Raw genomic sequence first — 16,741 nt, 5'->3', positions numbered from 1 at the left:
ATGAAAAATAGAGCGTTCCAGTTTCCTCAAAAGAACCTGGGCCGTGCGGCTCTATTGCGGACAGCAAACCAAAAAGACGGATATCGGCCGTATGCCTCATCTGGTATAATCGACAGCGAGCGTCAAATTTCTCCCGTGAATGCCAATCAAATCTGATTGACACTATTTCCAGATATTCACGCATTCGAGGAACCGTACCATCTATGATATAAGCAGCAGAATATCAGAGACCTTTTGTTAAACGATAATTTTTATTCCCGTATATTTTGTGGGACAAAGCACGTATGTTTTGGGCAAGCCGTTGCATCGGGATCACAATGAAAATACAAGGAAACCCGATGATCTTGGATGAAGATTAACCGCAAGTTGATTGGCTTGCCGCTATTCTTGTTACCATAGAGCGTTCACGAAGACAGCCGTCACAAAACATGTATTGCTCTTTCGTCATTGTCGGGTTCAACACAGATGTTGTCATCTCCGCGTTCACAAATATCATCTCCATCCCTTCTGAGCCGTGAGGCGATAGCAGCGCATCCGCTGTTTCCGGAAATCGAGCGAGAAATTGCCCGGCACCTGATTGGGATACATCTTAAAACACCGCGCCTGTCACGCCTCAAGGCCTGTCACCGCAAATGGTTGATGTCGCATTCCATGTATGCGCTTGCCTTGCAGCGAACCCCGGAAGATCCGCTTTCAGGCCTGACGGCCTCCCGCTTCATGGATGCGGCCATGCAATTGGGCGCGGCAAGCCGCAATACCGCGGCCTCATTTCTGGCCGAACTTTCCGCTTATAAATTTATCGAGGAAATAGAAAACCCAACCGATCGGCGAATGCGCATCCTGGTGCCAACGGCGGCAACCGAGAAGGCGATGGTCTCCTGGTTTCTGGGGCATCTGGATTGCCTTGACCGGCTGGACGACGGAGGCCGCCGCGCGCTGGCCGATGCCAATCCGCTTATTTTCAGGATTGCCCAGCCGATGATCGCCCAGGCTTTGGTGGTTGACCCCGATTGGCGCATACCGCGTGAAACGATTGCTCCCTTTCTCAATTCGGACATGGGTGGCATGGTGCTGCATGGCATGATCAGCCAGATCCCGGACCTGCCCGATGCTGATGGGCTCTATCGGCTTGGACCAATCAGCCTTGCCGCGCTTGGAGAGACCTATCTGATCTCGATCACCAACCTGAAGCGGATGTTCAAGAAGGCACAGGAAGAAGAATTGCTGGGCTGGGAATTGCCCCGCCGCCGTGGCAATGTCTGGCTGTCACAGCTTTTTGTCGATGATTATTTCCATTGGCAATCAACAAAGTTCGAAGCCATCAACACTGCCTTCTGGAAAGCGGTTGCCCAGGCCAACGTTTCGACGCCGGATCAAACCGAACAAACGAGAGCTGAGTTGTCCCAAGCTGAGAAGGCCAGAGCGGACTTCAAAGTGTTTTCTTGATGTTCCAGCGGTCGTGATACCAAAGCCACTGCTCCGGATATTCGCGCACCCAGCTCTCCACTTTGTCGTTCAGCATTTGCGCGGTCGCCTGCACATCGACCCGGCCTTGACCATCCTTCGGGATGTCAACCTTCGGTTCGATTTCCAACCGGTAGCGATTGCCGGGCAGACGGATACAGCGGGCCGGATAGATATCGCAGCCGAACTGTCGCACCAGCTTGGCCAATAGCGGATTGGTGCGCACTTCGCTGCCAAAGAACGTCGTGGGCTGGCCCTTCTTGAACTTCTGGTCGACCAGCACGCCAACCCCATTGCCTGCTTCCAGCTGGCGCGCCAGATGAAAGGACGAACCGGCATGGGAGGGCACGAGATTGCCCATCCGCGCCCGACGGAAATCGAACACCATCTCGGCGATATAGGGATTATTGGGCGGGCGAAACAGCACCGTCACGTAAAGACCGAAGGCAGCGCCCGCCACCGGCAGCATTTCGAAATTGCCGGTATGGCCGGTAAAAACGATGAATGGGCGCGGATTTTCCAGCAAGTCCATAAAGATCGGAATGCCGGAAACCTCGACGCGGCCCTCTCCCAGCTTTTCCGGGTCGAAATCGAACAACTCGTCCAGAAACACATATTCGGCGATCTGCCGCCCCATATGTCCCCAGGCGGCCAGCGCGATGGTCTCGATTTCCGCCTCGGATTTTTCCGGAAAGGCATTGCGCAGATTGGTCAGCATCAACCGGTGGCGCTTCAGCTTCGGACCGATAAACCGTACCAGCCGATCCGCACCGTTCAAGGCTGTATCGGCAGGAAACAGTTTCAGCAGCGTCAGCAAGACCAGGATGAACTTGGCCACCAGCCATTGCGGAAATCTCCGCAGACCCAGCACGACCTTTGTCAGAACCCGACGGAGCATGATCAATCCATTTTCAGGATGATTTTGCCAAAGATCTGGCGGCTTTCCATCCGGGTCAGCGCCACGTCGATATCTTCGAACGTCACCTGCGTATCGATAACAGGATGAACAAGGCCACGGGCCATTTTCTGCATGGCATTGGCCATGTTTTCCATCCGGCAGCCAAACGAGCCGAGCAGCTTCAATTGCTGCTGGAACAGCATCATCAGGTTCAGGTCGGTCGAAACGCCTGATGTCGAGCCACAGGTCACGAGACGTCCGCCGCGCTTCATGCACAGCATGGAGCCAGCCCAGGTATCCTTGCCGACATGTTCGAACACAACGTCAACGCCCTTTTTCTTGGTCAGCTTGCGCACCACGCCTTCAAACCGGTCCGTGCGGTAGTTGATGACGTGATCGGCACCCAGCGCCCGCGCCCGCTCGATCTTGTCGTCAGAGCCGACGGTGGTGATCACCGTGCAGCCGATCTTCTTGGCCAGTTGAATGGCAGCCGAACCAATGCCGGAGCCGCCGGCATGGACGAGAATGGTTTCGCCCGGCTCCAGCTTGGCATTGTCGAATAGCATGTGTTCAACGGTGCCGAAGGTGACCGGCGCAAGCGCTGCGGCAATGGCATCGACGCCTGGAGGGGCCGGAACCAGCAGACGGGCCGGAATATTGATCTTTTCCTGTGCAAAGCCATCAAGGTGGAAACCATACACACCACCGACATGTTCGCAGAGATTGTCGCGGCCTTCACGGCAGGGCTTGCAGAGGCCGCAGGTACGCGCACCATAGACCGCCGCCAGCTGGCCGGGCAGGATATTGCCGACGCCGGGACCGATGGCCTCGACCACGCCGGAGGCTTCCGCCCCGATCACCAGAGGCATTTTGCGCTTGGCAAAGGCCATGCCGCGCCAGCCCCAGACATCGATATGGTTCAGCGCCACCGCCTTGACCCGCAGCGTTACTTCCCCGGGACCGGGCGCATCCGGTTCCGGCAGATCGGTGATTTCAAGCTTACGGTCTTCGATCAATTGCAATGCGCGCATGGCTATCTTCCTTCGCCCGAGGGCTTATTTTATTGTCTTTCCTGTCCCGGTCGTGGCCGGGCCGGGTGAAGCCTTATCAGGCAGGTTCAAGGGTCATGACAAGGCTGGCATTCTGCCCGCCGAAACCGAAACTGTTGGATAGCACAGCCGAAACCTGTGCGTCGCGCTTGACGTTCGGCACCACGTCCAGCTCCACACTCGGATCGGGATTGGTATAGTTGATGGTCGGCGGCAGCGTTCCGGTCAGCATGGTCTGGATCGAAAATACCGCTTCGACCGCACCGGCTGCCGTCAGCGTATGGCCAATCATCGACTTGTTGGACGACACGGGAATCTGGTCCTTCAACCGCTCACCAAACACCGACAGCATGGCGCCATATTCCATCTTGTCGTTTTCCGGCGTCGATGTGCCATGCGCATTGATATAGCCGATGCCGTCATCGGAAAGACCGGCATCTTCAAGGGCTGCGCGGATGGTGGCAATGGCCGGGCCGCCGTCCGGTGAGGAACGGGTGCGGTGGAAATGGTCGGCCTTTTCGCCACAGCCCTTCATGATGCCAAGCACCTTGGCGCCACGGGCAATGGCGGCTTCGAGCGATTCCAGCACCAGCGTTGCCGCACCTTCGGCGATGACGAACCCGTCACGATCCTTGCTGAAGGGCTTGGACGCCTTTTCCGGCGGATCATTCTGGGTAGACAGCGCCGAGAGCAGCGCGAAGCGGATCAGGGCCTCGGCACCGACCGATCCATCGGTTGCCACGGTCAGCGCCCGGTCCGTGCGGCCCTGACGAATGGCCTCGACGCCAAGCTGGATGGCTGTGGCGCCCGAAGCGCAGGCCGTTGACAGCGTCACCGGCAGGCCGCGCGTGCCGAACCGGTCGGCGAGACGCTCGGAAATCGAGCCGAACTGCACGGCTTCCAGAAACACCGGATCGGCCTCGGCACGCATGGCGGCCAGCAGCCGTTGATAAGCATGGCCTTCGGCGCTTTCCACAGGTGCGCGTTCAGCAAGCGCAAAACGATCGTCCCATTCCGGCTCGACCGGCGGGGCGGCCAGAAACAGCGGACCTTCGAAATCGCCGGACAGACCAGCCTGAGCCAGCGCCTCGATGGTGGTTTCCCGCGCCATGGCATAGGAACGTTCAACGGCATTGATGGCCGGAATATCGATGAAGTCCACAGTGCCGCTGATGCGGGTATTCAGCCCTTCGGTCGGAAACCGGGTGATCTTGTGGATGCCGGACACGCCACCGGTCAGCTTTGCCCAATTGTCGGCAAGCCCCTGACCGAGTGAGGTGATGACGCCCATGCCGGTGACGGCGATAATCGGACGACCGAGATGATCCTTGAAACGGGATTCGAAACCGGATTGTGTCATATCTCTCTCCTCACGCCTCAGCCGACAGATGGGCCATGCCTTCGCCACGCACGTAACCGACCGTGGTGACAACGGCCTGGCGCGCCGATTTGGTCATCGCCGCTTCGCCGGTGGGATCGAAAGCCGGGACAATGGTTTCTCCATCGAGCGCCAGCGCCGCCAGCGCCAGGCCCAGAGGAAACTGCGCTTCGAGCCCGTGGCCGGTTACCCCACCGAAGCCGCGAATGGCCGCACCTGGAAAGGCTTTTTCCAGCGCCGTCTTTTCCCGGGCGGAAATTTCATGCATGCCACTCGCACCCGACAGGACCAGCGCATCTGCGCCAATATCCTTTCCGACCGAACCCGCCATGCGGTTCAAACGCTTTTCCAACCCGCCATCGGCACGCTGGCCACGGTCACCCTCGATGGCATCAAGCACAGCATAGATATGCGCGCCGCGCGCCTCAGCGTAAGCACGCTGCTCCAGAACCAAAAAAGCGCCGACGGTGCCGAGAATCATGCCGCCGCCCTCGCCGCTCTGGCGCTGCCAAAGTGGCTTCCAGGGGCCGGTCGTATGGGCCTGAATGCCCTCCACCAGCAGAAAAATATCATCGCGGTCAGCCACGAACGCGCCACCCACTAGCGAATGGGTGGATTGACCGGCGCGGATGCGCGCAAATGCGGTCTCAATAGCGGAAATCCCAGCGGCCTCTTCGCCCATAAAGGTGCGCGAGGACCCGGTGACCTTGTGGACGATGGAAATATTACCAGCCATCAGGTTGGAGAGCTGGGCCAGAAACAGGGTCGGGCGCAGCTCGGTCGTCAGCTTTTCATTGACCAGCTGGGCACGGTCGTTGCGCTTCAGGCCTTCATTGACGATCAGCGTATCGACATTGATGTCGCGCTCACCGCCACCGGCTGCCACGATCATGTCCATCGTGGCGCAGGCCTGCACGTCGTCCTTCAGCCCGGCATCGTCGAGCGCCAGACCGGCGGCATAGACGCCAAGCCTCTGCCAGTTTTCCATCTGCCGCTGGTCGCCACGCTTGGCGATCTGGGTCGACCAATCGATCTGCGGCATCGGATGAATGGGGTAAGGCGCAAATTTTTCCACCTCGACCGGTGGCACGGCTGCCGTTCCCGCAGACAGAAGCGCAAGATGCGGCTCCTTGCCGGTTCCGTGGCAGCTGACAATGCCAATGCCGGTGATCACCACATCGTTGGGCGTCTTATGCATGTCTATAACCTCTTCAGCAATGCCGGGCGATCCGCGCCAGCACTGCGACATACCGTCCATTCCCAGGCCCGAGCCGGAAAGCTCCAAGGCCTGCAAGGGCCGCCATGCCCTACTCCGACAGACGGCTTTACGCAATAAGGCCGCGCACAAAAGCGGCGGCCTTATTGACGAAACTTTAAAGATCTCACTTAGAATCCGCCAGGTTCATATTGAAACGGACAGATTCTCACTCTCTTTGTTTAAGTTTGTCTTTTCAGGAAAACCGGTTTCCAAGTTTCCCTGATAAACTCTATTGCGCAGCAGCAATCGCCGCCATCAGGCCGATCTGCTCGGCGCGGTTGCGGACGATATCGCCCAACGGCACTTCGTCAAAAGACATGGTGCGCAGCTTCAACTGGCAATCCGCGACTTTCTTGCCGGCAGAGGTGATCTTCGCCTTGGTGACGGCAAAGCCGGACCCTTCGTGCTCCAGATGCGCCTCGATATCCAGAACCGCGTTCGGCTCGACAAAGCTGCGCATCTTGGCACCATCCACCGACATCAGGAACGGCATAGAGGCAAACTTCGTCACCGCCAGAACCAGCAGACCGGACGCCTGCGCCATGGTTTCGATCAACAGAACGCCGGGCACCAGAGGCATGCCCGGAAAATGCCCCTCGAACACGGGGCTATTTTCCGGCACCACCGATTGCGCCTTCAAGGTCAGGGCAGACAGATCCACCGTCTCGACCTTGTCGATCATCTGGAAATATTCCAGCAGCATTCACAGATCCCCCGGCAATGGCGGTGACAATCCTAAGCAGATCAAGCCTTGGCGGCCCTGAGTTCGTCGATCTTGGAGCAGAGGTTCTTCAGCACGAAATATTCTTCCGTGGAAACCTTGCCTTCGTTGACATCCTGGGTCCACTGTTCGAGCGGAATCTTGATGCCGAATTCCTTGTCGATCGCAAAAACGATGTCGAGGAAATCGAGGCTGTCGATTCCCAGATCATCGATCGTGTGGCTCTCAGGAGTGATGGTTTCCCGATCGATCTCGCTGGTCTCAGCAATAATGTCGGCAACTTTGTCAAATGTAGCGGTCACGCCAATTATCCTTCAGAATTTCAAATTCAGCGTCCCACATAGGCAAAACTCGGACAAAAGCCAATGGCCTGTTTTGTGCGCTCGCAGCAAAAATGCAGACCTATTCGTCAAACCGCAATGGAATGACGGGCCTTACCGCTGGAAAAGTAGCAATCGAACGTGGCCGCAACACTGCGGGCAAAGAGCCGTCCGGTTGGCGTCAGAGTAAAATATTCCCGGTCGATCCGGCAGAGATCGTCACCGTTGGAGGCCGTGAATATCTTGGCTTCTGCGATCACACCCTCGGCGACATCTGGGAAAGCCTGCCGGATCTCTGCAAAGGAAAAGCCGAACTCGCACATGATCTTTTCGATGACGGCGGCACGCACCCGATCGTCGCTGCTCAGAGCAATACCTCTTGTCGCGGCAAGACCGTTTTCGCTGACAAGACGCTGATATTCTCCAGTCGCGGGCATGTTCTGTACATAGCCTTGCGGCAGTTGGCTGATCGAAGATGCGCCAAGTCCGATCAAGGCATCGGCCCCATCCGTCGTGTAACCCTGGAAATTACGCCGCAGCCGTTTTTGCCGTGCCGCGATAGCCAGACTATCCTCAGGCAATGCAAAATGGTCGATGCCGATGGCATCATAGCCAGCCGCAACCAGCATGGCAGAGGCCCGCACCATCTGTTCATAACGCATCACAATATCGGGCAAGGCATTCTCGGGAATCAGCGTCTGATGCTTTTTCATCCAGGGCACATGGGCATAGCCGAATAACGCGATCCGATCCGGCTTCAACGACACGATGTCGAGGACAGTTTTCTCCAGACTGTCGAGGGTCTGATAGGGAAGACCATAGAGAATATCGCAATTGACTGAGGTGGCACCGCGCTTACGCACTTGTTCAACCACTGATTTAGTCTGTTCGAAGGTCTGGAGACGGTTGATCGCCTTCTGAACCACGGGATCGAAATCCTGAACACCGAGACTTGCCCGCGTCAAACCAATGGATGCAAGCGCGTCGTAGCGGGCATCGTCGAGATCGTTCGGGTCCATTTCAACGCTGATTTCCGCATGATCGGCAAAGGTAAAATTTGCCCGGAGCCGGCTAATCAGCGCCACCATATCCTGTGGGCGCAGCATGGTGGGAGAGCCGCCGCCAAGATGCACAGCCGTCACCACTGCTTCGCGGCCAACGAGCCTGGCGTTATTTTCGATCTCGCTGAAAAGCGCGGCAAGATAAGCGGTTATCGGCTCATACTTTAGTGTATGTTTGGTATGACAGGCGCAAAACCAGCAGAGCCTGTCGCAATAGGGGATATGAATATAAAGAGAGATCGTCTGCCCCTGCCCCAGCAGCGATAGCCAATGCGCATAATTGCCGCAGTCAACACCGGCATGAAAATGCGGCGCCGTCGGATAACTCGTGTAGCGCGGAACGGCGGCGGCATATTTCGGAAGAAGCGCTTTGGCGGGCATGAACTGAGGCCTTATCGAGTGGCGGTTGAATTGAACAAATAATCGGTTTCAATGGAACGGACTTTGACTTCGATCAATTTCTTGATAGTCTCGTTCAGGTAGAAACTCCTCATGGGAGCGCGACGGAAAATTCGGCGGCTTTGGATGCGTGTCTGCTGCATCACCGTTTCTGCGTGGCCTGTGTCGTTTTTGAACTTTTGTCGGCGCCCTACGGCGCGCAATTGCACAATGACGAACTGTTCGACCGAACCTGGGCGTCACAAGGACGCGCTACGCTACGTGTACGCGCGACTTCACATGTATGGGGCAGACAATGGACATGCATAGTCTAAAAAGCAGCACCGGCGGCGCGGAAACGCCTGCGGTTTGCAGTGAATGCGAAGCCAGGCATGGCGGAGTATGCGCGTCACTTTCGATTCTTCAATTGATCGAGCTCAACCGTATCTCGACAAAGCGCCATATCGAAGCGGGCGGGGAAGTGATCGGCCAGGGAGAGCAGATCTCCAGCTATAGCAATATCGTCAAGGGCGTGGTCAAGCTGTCGAAAATGATGGCAGATGGCCGCCAACAGATCGTTGGCCTGCAATTTGCCCCGGATTTCATGGGGCGCCCCTTCCTGAAGGAAAGCAGTTTGACGGCGGAAGCCGCGACCGACGCGGAAATCTGCGCTTTTCCCCGTGCTGTCATCGACCGGCTGGTCGCCGATGCTCCTGATTTCGAGCGCAAGCTGCACGAACAATCCCTGAAGGAGCTGGATGAAGCCCGCGAATGGATGCTGACGCTCGGTCGTAAAACCGCGCAGGAAAAGGTGGCCAGTTTTCTCCATCTGATTGCCACCCATATCGACCCGATGCAGGCGTTCAGCAAAAGCTTCGACCTGCCGCTTTCGCGCGCCGATATCGCCGACTTCCTCGGCCTGACCATTGAAACCGTCAGCCGGCAGATGACCAAACTGCGCAAGGAGGGCATTATCGTCATCGAGAACAACCGCCATGTCATCGTGCCCGACCGTCGAAAACTGCGCGAGGCGGCTGGCTCCGATTGAGCCACCTATAATTCTGTCATGGCCCTGAAAATCCTGCGCTACCCTCATCCACTGCTGGCGAAGCCTTGCCAGGCCGTGACGGCGTTTGACGATAAACTGATCAGTTTTGCCGATGCATTATACAATGCCATGCGCGCCGCACCCGGCGTCGGTATTACCGCCGCCCATGTGGGCGAGTTGGTGCGCCTGGTCATCCTCGATCTGCCCGAATTGGGTGGACGGCGTGATTACGTCAATCCTGAAATCCTCTCCTTTTCTCAAAACACTCTGGAGCATGATGAAGGGAGTGTCTGCATGCCGGGCATGACCGAGACCGTGACACGACCGCGCCAGATCACCCTTCGTTACCAATCGCTGGACGGCACGGTTCACGAGGAGGAGCTTCAGGACTTTGCCGCCATCTGCATGCAGCATGAAATAGACCAGCTCGACGGCCTGTTCTGGATCCAGCGGCTCTCCCGCCTGAAACGCGATCGGTTGCTGAAGAAATGGCAGAAGGCAATATCGTCGCAAACATGATCGTCACATGCGGTGTCTGACACCCGGATGGCCTGGAATCCCCGGCCAACCGGGGATATGAACCAAATCAATCCTGAAACGTTTATCCGAAAGAAAACACCAGGAGAACGTGTTATGATTTATGCCAAGCATGGAAACGCTGCATCCACCGAAGACGAATTGCGGGACTTGGAAGAGCGCGACATCAACGATGGATGGCCTTATTCCGACACACCGGCAGCGGCCTCGGACGCGCCGGAAAATCGTGCTTACGGAGAAACCGCTGGCAATTTTGACCGTGATACTAATCGTGGCTACCGAATCGATACCGTCGAGGCCGATGGTGAAGAAAAGCCATTGAAGGACGGTTTGAGCCCCGCCACCATCGGTCGTGAAGACAGCGATGACATTGAGAGCCGCATTGCCGAACGGTTCGAGTCAGTCGACGACATGGAGCTCGATAACATCGAAATCAGCGTCGATGGCCATACGGCGACCTTAAGTGGCATGGTCGACACCAATGAAGAACTGCGGATGGCGGCGCGTTTGGCGCTCAGTGTTCCCGGCGTTCGTCATGTCATCAACGAGATCGAAGCCATGGGGGTCGATGCCCATCAGCCCGATGAGGACTGATGGTGCTTGTCATGTCGAGGGTTGAAAGCGCTCTTACACAATTGTGAGGGCGCTTTAAGGCCCTATGCGGGGCGAAAGTCCCAGGCTGCCGCCGAGGTCGAACGCCAGCGCTACATAAAAGAAGAAGCCGTCCTTCTGTTGTTTTGACGAGAAATCGGTCGGAACGATTGTGTTCGGATTGACGATATACGCGGCACCAGCGTTGAGAACGCCCCTGTTGAACAGTCCCGTTCTTGCATGCACATCAAACATGAACGTGTCCTTCGACTGGCGCTGATCAAGCCCTGCCATGACCCGCCGGGCGTTTGTTTCATATTGCGCACGTTCCTCGCTGAGGGCGATATAATGGATCGACGCACCTATCGTGGTGAGCGGATTTTCTGGCAGGAAGCCCGAATATTCAAGGCCAGCATAGGCTTCCCAGGGATAGGCCTGGCCGTCACCCAACGTGTGGAAAACACCACCATAGAACGCCAGATTCTTCGGAACCGGACCACCGTTAGGATCGCTCCACAGGACTTTTCGGACCTGTCCATAAAGACCGTTCGTGCCATTTTTATGGGTGATGACAGTCGGCGAAGCGGAGCTGAATGTTGGGTTTCCAGGCCCATCATCATAGAGTGCATCATTATAGGCGGCCGAGCGACGATAGGCACCAATCTCGAATTTTAGAGGACGAGGGGTATCCATGAAACTCTCTGCATGAATAATGTTGGCAACCGCAATATACCCATCGGTACTGCCCTTTTCCCAATCCCAACCATCGCCGTCTAGCCAATTGTCAGTATTGTTTTCAACGATACCGAAGCCCGCCGTTGTGTTGGGCGTCATTTTATATGCCGCCCGCGCGCCCCAAACGGCAAGCCCCGCCTCAGGGAGATGGAGGGTTGCCCCTTGTGTGGAGTTCACACAGGCGGGACCGTCGCAGAAGCCTCTGGTCAGGAAATTTTCAACAAGCCCCATACGACCAGCCTCGATCAGGAGACGATCATCGAAAAAATCCGCCTGGAATGTTAAGCGGGTAAGATCCGTGTCTGACTTGTCGCGAACAGGCCCAACGAAGACATTCGCGTAACCACCGACATTGTGGGCCGGAAAATTAAACGTTTCCGTGAGCCTTAGTCGAAAATCAGGCGACAGATGACCAGTCGCGTCAAAGATTAACCCACCATAGGCAGTCGAGCTGAATCCATATGTCGGGGAACTCTGGTAAATGTTGAAATAGTCCAACCTGAGGTCAATTCCGTTATCATGCAGAGATTTTCCAACGGACGCCAAAGGGCCTTCGTAAACCGGATCGGGAAGGTTCCCCAGGCCAGATGAGGACACATCGGCAACCAAAGCAGGCTGGGCCGCCACTGGGACAGCAATTCCAAACAGCACGATCAAACACAATGCACAGAACAGTTTTGCTGCATGAATACTGTATTCGAGCCCTCTCTCCGTCGCCAGACTGGCGACGGCACACGTCCTCTTTCCCTGCTTCAAGGCATCCTCCTCCTCTGGTAGATAGAGCGCGCGGCCTCCTACCGCGCGCTTCGGCTCAATCAATTGACCGAGCCGTTCGATCAGGCCTGTCTTCCTCCAAACACCGGCCCTACAAACACTGCTCCCCTCCCCAAAACGCGAGGGAAAGGCAAAAACCCATCAAATGCTGCCCAAATCTGGATTGCAGACCCGGACCCTATCGTTCAATCCGATCCAATGCCGGGGCAACCCAAGTCTCTCGCTAGGCCAGTTCGGCGTCGCGACTCCAGGCAGATTGAGGGGATGTTGTTTGGCCATATCGCTACAGGCTTTCAGCGCACAACGAAGCCATGCCGAAAAACATGTGACATAAACCCGATCTTTCTCAGCAAAAGAGTGCTCTTTGCCCAAGATAAGGTTGGTAAGGAAGATCGCCGTCATCCCCATGACATGCCAGTCATTGATGATTTCCACCTGATCAAATTGCAACGCCATCATGGCTCAATGTTGCTTGTTGAATACCGATCGGTACGCTTTTGCTGCGGCCTGCAAAAGTCACGGAATGATACACATGCGTTGTAACCATCGACTGCCGACCACAAACGCGATTTACCCTGAAATTATTGGGAACATGTGGTGAGGATCTGCCTTTCACAACAGCGTCGAAATATGCCCATAAAAAAGCGCTCCCAGTTTCCCGGAAGCGCTAAAAATTAAAGAATAGTGAGCGTTAAATCAGATCAGTTCCACTTAAACCGGGCAGACCCTAGCGCCATTGCTTCGGGTCGGTGGGGTTTTGGCAGCCATAGGGCGGCAGCATGGTGCTGAAATTGGCTTGCAGCTTAGCGCAACCCCATTTGTTGAAGGGGTCCGGCAAACGGCTGTTAATGTCGATACCGACTTCCTGATACGGGGTTTCCGTATTGGTGACATAGGTATACCAGCGCGAGCCAAAGAGCACGATAGCGGCGATTGCCATGATCAGTATCAGGCGCAGCAGGCGTTTCATTCATTCATCCTTGTTTCAGTAGAGCGGCTCAGCCAGCGAAAAACATCACCCAGCTGATATAGAGCCCATTGGCAACCAACAGGCAGAACACCGCAAATGATCCTAAGTCCTTCGCATTGCGAGCGACGATCGAAAATTCCGGTGAAATCCGGTCGATCACGTCTTCGATGGCGGTATTTAGAGCCTCGACGGAAAAAAGCACCAGCATCAACAGTAAAAAGCCGAGGTAATAGACGGGTGCTGCACCCCGCAGCGCGAGGAGCAGCAGGCCGGTTGCGAACGCCAGCACTTCATGGCGAAACGCGGCCTCGCGCCACAAGCGGCGCGCGCCCTGCATGGAATAGCGAGTGGCAGCAAAAAGATGGGCAAACCCGGTCTTTTTCTCAAAGGGGGCGGGTTTATCGTCTTCTAAACTCATGTCTGAGGCCGTCCCAATACCAGGCTTTTCAACAGAAGATGCCTCAATGGGTGCCGGCATTGGTCACGCCGGCCTGTTCGAAGGTCGCCATCCCCGTATGGCAGGCCGCAGCCGCCTTGACGATGCCAGCTGCAAGGGCTGCACCGGTCCCCTCGCCCAGCCGCATGCCAAGCGCCAGAAGCGGCGTCTTGCCCAGCTTGTCGATGGCCTTCAAATGCCCCGGCTCCGCCGAGACATGGCCGATCAGGCAATGGTCGAGCGCCGAGGGATTGGCAGCTTTCAGCAGGGCAGCGGCAGCCGTTGCCACATAACCGTCGATCAGCACCGGAATGCGCTCCATTCGTGCCGCAAGAATGGCGCCTGCCATGGCGGCGATTTCGCGTCCTCCCAGACGGCGCATCACTTCCAGCGGATCGGAAAGGTGATCGCGGTGAAACTCGACCGCCTGTTTGACCACAGCGATCTTGCGCTCCAGCATCTCACCTTGCGAGCCGGTGCCAGGCCCGACCCAGTCCTCGGCAGAACCGCCGTAAAGCGCCAGATTGATTGCTGCGGCAATGGTCGTATTGCCAATCCCCATTTCGCCGAGGCACAGCAGATCCGTGCCACCGGCGATCGCTTCCATGCCGAAGGCCATAGTGGCCGCACAATCACGCTCCGACAAAGCCGGCTCGACGGTAATATCGCCAGTCGGATAATCCAGCGCCAGATCGAAAATCTTCAGGCCGAGATCGTGGGCAACGCAAATCTGGTTGATCGCCGCTCCACCGGCTGCGAAATTCTCCACCATCTGCTGGGTGACGGAGGACGGAAACGGGGTAATCCCATGCCGGGCCACGCCGTGATTGCCGGCAAAGATCGCCACCAGTGGACGGTTCACCGCCGGCGCACGGCCACTCCAGGCGGCAAGCCACATGGCGATTTCTTCCAGCCGTCCAAGCGAGCCCGGCGGCTTGGTCAATTGACGGTCGCGGTCGCGGGCCGCCACAAGCGCATGGCTGTCAGGCCCTGGCAAATCGCGCAGCAGCACTCGGAAATCGTCAAACGGCAGGCCGGTTACACTCATCAGGCAGGCTTTCTTGTCTTTTAGTCAGGCGGATTTGGCGCCTTTCTTAATGCATAAATTCCGAAATCGGAATCGATTCGCACAAAATTTTATCAATGAACGAAAAAACCCTGACCTACCGGTTTTCGCAAACATTACGAGAAAACGATTTTGCGGAAAACGCTAACAACGGAACCAATCGTCCAGCCTTCGCGGCGACTGGCAAATAGCAATAGGCAAACTATATATTAAACCATGAAAAGAGCCGGATTCGGCACAGTTTCCCTCCAGGAAACTCGCACAAATCCTCAGATATAAAGAGTGGACGACGTTGATGACCCTGACTGCATTTGTCGACGATCTCGCCCGTTCGCTCGGCTTCCTCAGCCGCCTGCCGATCGCTTCGCATTTTTTCCAAAACCATTCCGGCGAAATGAGCCGCACGCCCCGCGCCTTTCCTCTGGCCGGTGCGGTCATTGCTGCCCCCGCTGGCCTGTTGCTGGCCCTAATGCTGGGCCTCGGCGCCAGCAGTCTGATCGCCGCTTTTGCCGCAATTGGTTTGCAGGTTCTGCTGACCGGCGCTTTGCATGAGGACGGCTTTGCCGACACAGCCGATGGCCTCGGGGGTGCCAACCGCGAAAAAGCGCTGGACATCATGAAAGACAGCCGGGTCGGCACCTTTGGCGTCTTGGCACTGGTTTTTAGCATTGGCCTGCGGGTCGCGGCGCTGGCCTCGCTGGTCAATAGTCTCTCTCCTATCCATGTTGCGCTGGTGATGATCGGCATTGCCGCCGTCAGCCGGGCGCTGATGGTTTGGCATTGGCACGCCCTGCCCCCGGCAAAACCCGATGGTGTCGCGGCATCGCTTGGAAAACCGGATGATAATAGCCTATATGCGGCCCTGTTCCTCGGCTTGGCCGTCGCGGTTGTCACCATCGCGCCAGTTACCTCTTTTCATCCGCTGGTGGTCATGCTTGTCGCAAGTGGCGCGGCGGCCTTCGCGGCCAATCGGCTGGTCTCGCACAGGCTAGGCGGCCAGACTGGTGATACCATAGGCGCTACCCAACAGATTTGTGAAATCACCGCGCTGGCCAGCATCGCCATGGCCTTGTAGGACATCAGCATGACAAACGCTCAAGCCTCTTCGCCCTGCGCCACCTCGCCTTGCATTGGCGTCTGCACTCTGGACGAGACCAGTGCCTTCTGCCTGGGCTGCGGGCGCAGCCTGAACCATATCGCCAATTGGTCGCGCTATAGCGAGCAGCAACGGACGGAAATCATGCTGAGCTTGCGAGGGTCTCCACCGGTAGAACAGGATTAGACCATGAAGCTCGGTGGGTTTGGCATTGTCATCGGCATCCTGCTCGCAGGCACCGCGGTTTTGATCATCAACCGCGATAGCGGCCAGAGCTTCGGCATGGATAATGACGACTTCGCCCGTGTTGTCACCCTTCTGCCCTTTGCGCTGATGCTTTCCGCAGGCATTGTCGCCAGCCGCCAGAACCTGGGCCAGAACCTGCGATTTGCCGCTGCCTGGGTGCTCATCGCGCTGATCCTCGTCACCGGCTATATCTACCGTAACGATGCGGCTTCCGTCGCCGACCGGGTGCTGGCAGGACTGGTGCCGGGCCGTGCGGTGGTGACCACAACCGGCGATGGCCAGAGCCAACTCGTGTTGCAAAGAGGCTCCTCCGGACATTTTTCGGCAAATGTCAGCATTAACGGTGTCGATATCCCCATGATGATTGATACCGGCGCCAGCGCCGTGGTGCTACGCGCCGAAGATGCTGCCAGCATCGGCATCAAGATCAACGACTTGACCTATAGCGTCACCGTCAGCACCGCCAATGGCGAAGCGCTAGCCTCGCCCTTGCGCCTGCGGCAGGTGGCCATCGGCCCCGTGATCCGGGAAAATGTCCGCGCCCTGATCACCCAGCCGGGCCGAATGGACGGCAGCCTGCTTGGTATGAGTTTTCTCTCGACGCTAGACAGCATCCAGATCCGCGGCGACGAACTGCGTCTGACGGACTAGGCCGCACACTCATAAACCGGGTTTGCAAATCGGCCTGATTTTGATTCACTGAGGCCTTGATTTG

Annotated in this window: 19 protein-coding genes; 7 read left to right on the top strand and 12 right to left on the bottom strand. The window is 56.9% G+C overall.

Annotation, left to right across the window (positions count from 1 at the left end; all coding sequences use genetic code 11):
- The first annotated feature begins 639 nt into the window (after positions 1-639).
- The gene (locus tag G6L01_RS05900) at positions 640-1,446 is read left to right on the top strand and encodes a hypothetical protein (protein ID WP_234891826.1); all 807 of its coding nucleotides are present in this window, start codon (positions 640-642) and stop codon (positions 1,444-1,446) included.
- Here the strand turns inward: G6L01_RS05900 and G6L01_RS05895 are convergent.
- From G6L01_RS05895 to hemN, 7 genes are all read right to left on the bottom strand, one after another.
- Positions 1,430-2,362, bottom strand: a complete 933-nt coding sequence (locus G6L01_RS05895; RefSeq protein ID WP_070164581.1) for a lipid A biosynthesis lauroyl acyltransferase — start codon at positions 2,360-2,362, stop codon at positions 1,430-1,432. The genes G6L01_RS05900 and G6L01_RS05895 overlap by 17 nt on opposite strands.
- A gap of 2 nt (positions 2,363-2,364) precedes the next feature.
- Entirely contained in the window at positions 2,365-3,393 is a 1,029-nt protein-coding gene (locus G6L01_RS05890) for a zinc-binding dehydrogenase (protein ID WP_070150944.1), read from the bottom strand.
- Positions 3,394-3,469: 76 nt separating this feature from the next.
- Entirely contained in the window at positions 3,470-4,771 is a 1,302-nt protein-coding gene (locus G6L01_RS05885) for a beta-ketoacyl-ACP synthase (protein WP_070164580.1), read from the bottom strand.
- Between the two features lie 10 nt (positions 4,772-4,781).
- Complete coding sequence (locus tag G6L01_RS05880) at positions 4,782-5,987, bottom strand: beta-ketoacyl-ACP synthase (protein WP_070164579.1); 1,206 nt, start codon at positions 5,985-5,987, stop codon at positions 4,782-4,784.
- A 289-nt stretch (positions 5,988-6,276) separates the two neighbouring features.
- Positions 6,277-6,750, bottom strand: a complete 474-nt coding sequence (locus G6L01_RS05875; RefSeq protein WP_070164578.1) for a 3-hydroxyacyl-ACP dehydratase FabZ family protein — start codon at positions 6,748-6,750, stop codon at positions 6,277-6,279.
- A gap of 41 nt (positions 6,751-6,791) precedes the next feature.
- Complete coding sequence (locus tag G6L01_RS05870) at positions 6,792-7,070, bottom strand: acyl carrier protein (protein ID WP_015915867.1); 279 nt, start codon at positions 7,068-7,070, stop codon at positions 6,792-6,794.
- A 107-nt stretch (positions 7,071-7,177) separates the two neighbouring features.
- Positions 7,178-8,530 carry an oxygen-independent coproporphyrinogen III oxidase gene (gene hemN / locus G6L01_RS05865; protein WP_070164577.1) on the bottom strand — a complete coding sequence of 451 codons (1,353 nt, stop codon included), beginning with the start codon at positions 8,528-8,530 and terminating at the stop codon, positions 7,178-7,180.
- 319 nt (positions 8,531-8,849) lie between these two features.
- On the opposite strand from hemN, the gene G6L01_RS05860 reads away from it, so the two are divergent.
- From G6L01_RS05860 to G6L01_RS05850, 3 genes are all read left to right on the top strand, one after another.
- Entirely contained in the window at positions 8,850-9,575 is a 726-nt protein-coding gene (locus tag G6L01_RS05860; protein WP_070165101.1) for a Crp/Fnr family transcriptional regulator, read from the top strand.
- A gap of 18 nt (positions 9,576-9,593) precedes the next feature.
- Positions 9,594-10,094 (top strand): peptide deformylase, encoded by a 501-nt coding sequence (locus G6L01_RS05855; RefSeq protein WP_070164576.1) that lies wholly within the window; start codon positions 9,594-9,596, stop codon positions 10,092-10,094.
- A gap of 114 nt (positions 10,095-10,208) precedes the next feature.
- The gene (locus tag G6L01_RS05850; RefSeq protein WP_070164575.1) at positions 10,209-10,706 is read left to right on the top strand and encodes a BON domain-containing protein; all 498 of its coding nucleotides are present in this window, start codon (positions 10,209-10,211) and stop codon (positions 10,704-10,706) included.
- Between the two features lie 54 nt (positions 10,707-10,760).
- Here the strand turns inward: G6L01_RS05850 and G6L01_RS05845 are convergent, their stop codons facing one another.
- The 5 genes from G6L01_RS05845 to cobT all read right to left on the bottom strand — a co-directional run bounded on the left by G6L01_RS05845 (position 10,761) and on the right by cobT (position 14,666).
- Positions 10,761-12,194 carry a carbohydrate porin gene (locus tag G6L01_RS05845; RefSeq protein ID WP_070165100.1) on the bottom strand — a complete coding sequence of 478 codons (1,434 nt, stop codon included), beginning with the start codon at positions 12,192-12,194 and terminating at the stop codon, positions 10,761-10,763.
- 159 nt (positions 12,195-12,353) lie between these two features.
- Complete coding sequence (locus G6L01_RS05840; RefSeq protein WP_070164574.1) at positions 12,354-12,671, bottom strand: hypothetical protein; 318 nt, start codon at positions 12,669-12,671, stop codon at positions 12,354-12,356.
- Positions 12,672-12,939: 268 nt separating this feature from the next.
- Positions 12,940-13,182 carry a hypothetical protein gene (locus tag G6L01_RS05835; RefSeq protein ID WP_015915860.1) on the bottom strand — a complete coding sequence of 81 codons (243 nt, stop codon included), beginning with the start codon at positions 13,180-13,182 and terminating at the stop codon, positions 12,940-12,942.
- Positions 13,183-13,210: 28 nt separating this feature from the next.
- Positions 13,211-13,600 (bottom strand): diacylglycerol kinase, encoded by a 390-nt coding sequence (locus tag G6L01_RS05830; protein ID WP_070164573.1) that lies wholly within the window; start codon positions 13,598-13,600, stop codon positions 13,211-13,213.
- 43 nt (positions 13,601-13,643) lie between these two features.
- Positions 13,644-14,666 (bottom strand): nicotinate-nucleotide--dimethylbenzimidazole phosphoribosyltransferase, encoded by a 1,023-nt coding sequence (gene cobT, locus G6L01_RS05825; RefSeq protein WP_070164572.1) that lies wholly within the window; start codon positions 14,664-14,666, stop codon positions 13,644-13,646.
- Between the two features lie 313 nt (positions 14,667-14,979).
- Between cobT and G6L01_RS05820 the strand changes: the two genes are divergently transcribed.
- The 3 genes from G6L01_RS05820 to G6L01_RS05810 are packed head-to-tail and all read left to right on the top strand — an operon-like array spanning position 14,980 to position 16,677.
- The gene (locus G6L01_RS05820; RefSeq protein WP_070164571.1) at positions 14,980-15,759 is read left to right on the top strand and encodes an adenosylcobinamide-GDP ribazoletransferase; all 780 of its coding nucleotides are present in this window, start codon (positions 14,980-14,982) and stop codon (positions 15,757-15,759) included.
- A gap of 9 nt (positions 15,760-15,768) precedes the next feature.
- The gene (locus G6L01_RS05815; protein ID WP_081344038.1) at positions 15,769-15,966 is read left to right on the top strand and encodes a DUF1289 domain-containing protein; all 198 of its coding nucleotides are present in this window, start codon (positions 15,769-15,771) and stop codon (positions 15,964-15,966) included.
- A 3-nt stretch (positions 15,967-15,969) separates the two neighbouring features.
- Positions 15,970-16,677, top strand: a complete 708-nt coding sequence (locus G6L01_RS05810) for a retropepsin-like aspartic protease family protein (protein WP_070164570.1) — start codon at positions 15,970-15,972, stop codon at positions 16,675-16,677.
- Positions 16,678-16,741 lie beyond the last annotated feature (64 nt).

The organism is Agrobacterium vitis (genome assembly GCF_013337045.2).
Lineage (GTDB): Bacteria > Pseudomonadota > Alphaproteobacteria > Rhizobiales > Rhizobiaceae > Allorhizobium > Allorhizobium vitis_B.
This window is presented reverse-complemented; position numbering and strand designations above follow the sequence as displayed.